Here is a 2,231-nt window from a genome sequence, read left to right on the forward strand (position 1 = left end):
AATGCGAAGGGTGAAAAGGGTACCGCAACACCAACCCTGACGGTTACGGATGCATCAGGGGCAACGACTGACCTGGCCACTGCCACTGGGACCGTAGGAACATACACACTAAGCTTTGCCTACACCGACGGTGGGAAGACAGTAACGAAGACTGCGACGTTGAACGTTGTCGCCCAGTCTAGTTTGACTGTGACCTACCATGACCAAACCACTGGCGAAGTCATTGGTACGAAGACACTTGAAGGTGGCAAGGGCACAGCATACGATGGCTTTACTGCCACCATCGACCAGATGACGGCAGCTAATGGCGTAGACGGTAGCAAGTACACCGAAGCCACGACGGACTACGTCACGGTTGACGGTGAACCGACCGCTGCCACCGAAGTGCCAGCTGGCACCTTTGACGGTGGTAAGGTTGACGTTTACGTCAAGCATGTGGTGACGAGTGCTGCTATGGATCCGATTACTTGGACCATTACAGATGAAAGCACAGACGGTAAGCAACTTGGACAGCATGAGGAAACCGCAACTTGGTATGAATATACTGACCAGGTTACTGGTGAAAAGACATACAGCTTAGCTGGTGGTGGCGACGAAGAAGCCTTCACGGATGCTAAAGTTTCAGATTACAGTAGTAAATACTATGGCAATCCAACCATTGGCGGTCAGTCCGTCAAGGTTGGTGATACCATCACTGCGCCAAATCTGCAGACGGATGATAGCGGGTTTACGGCGACGAAGCCAACTGATGCCGAGACGACCGTAGTTTACAGCTTCATCAATAATACGAAACTGACTGCAACGGACCAGGTTGTTCCTGTTGGCACGACGCTCACCGCAAACAGCTTTAAGCCGACGACGACTCTGCCAGATGGCAATGGTCAAACAACGGATGGTACTTATAGCATTAAGAGCATTACCAAGACCGCGGATGCCGATGAAGCATCAACTGCTAAGGCAACACTCAGCGGTGATACTATTTCCACTACCGGTGCAACTGCGGGTACCTATACTGTGGTCATTGATTACACCGGAACCAACGGCGCTACTGCCGAAGGTTCAGCTAAACTGACCGTCACTGACGATACTGGTTTTGCAACATCACCTGTAACGGCAGTGAAGGGGACTACAGTAGCAGTTGACCAGTTTATTGTTGGCGATACCACTAATGCGGCCAAGACTAAGGGTGATTCGACTAAGGTAAGTATTGTCAGTGCAACGAATGCAGCTGGTCAAACCCTGGCTGTCACTGACGGCAAGACGATTTCTGCTGATCAAGCTGGCGATTATACTGTCACATTGAGTTATACCGATGGTGGGAAGACGGTCGAAAACACTGCAACATTGACCGTAACCGATGGCACGTTGCTGACTGTTCAGAATAAAGAAGCTAAGGTAGGGGATACCCTTACGGAAGGCGACTTCACTAAGTCTGTTGTTGGCGCGGATGGTAAGACGCCTCTTGAGGGTGGCTCCTATGCCATCACTGCACTGAAGAATAATGATGTTGATGATAAAACTAGTGCAACGCTGACAAATGGCACGATCACGACGACCGGTGATACAAGCGGTTCGTATACTGCAACGATTACCTACACGAATGGTGCCCTGATCCTGACTGATGACGTTCAACTGACCATCACTGACGGAACTAAGCTAACGCCGACGGACAAGACAATCACAGTTGGCGACAGCGTGGCTGTCAGCGATTTCGTCGCAACAGCAACTAATGCACATGGCGATGCCGGAAAAGGAACACCAAGCATTACCAGCATTAAGGATGCCGCGGGGAATCCAGTCGCTGATTTGGCAACGGCGGCAAAAGCCGTTGGGACATACACGCTGAGCTTAGACTACACAGACGGTGGTAAGACGGTACACGAAACCGCTACTTTGACGGTCACGGCAAATCTTACGGTAAACTATCATGATGGTACGACGGATACCGTTGACAATGACGGTAAGGGCGGCCACAAAGTTAACAATACCGATGTGCCAAGCGATGGCACGCCAACCGATGTAGGAAATGGTACGACTGCGAAGACGACCCCAGAAGGCGGCGTTGATCTCACTCATGGCAATGGGGATGGCACCTCTACCGAAACGACGGTTGATCCAAACGGTAAGATTACGAGCCAGATTACCACCACACCGATCAAGAATGGCGATGGTACGACTACGCCAGTAACTTCTGACGGCAAGGGCGGTCACACGGTTAACGGTAAGGATGT

Annotated in this window: 1 protein-coding gene; it reads left to right on the forward strand. The window is 51.1% G+C overall.

From position 1 onward, the window contains the following. Positions 1 to 2,231: beta strand repeat-containing protein (locus FD02_RS11300; RefSeq protein ID WP_162255578.1), on the forward strand; the 2,231-nt coding region annotated here is incomplete at both ends.

This window comes from Lacticaseibacillus nasuensis JCM 17158 (assembly GCF_001434705.1).
In the GTDB taxonomy this organism is placed as follows: domain Bacteria; phylum Bacillota; class Bacilli; order Lactobacillales; family Lactobacillaceae; genus Lacticaseibacillus; species Lacticaseibacillus nasuensis.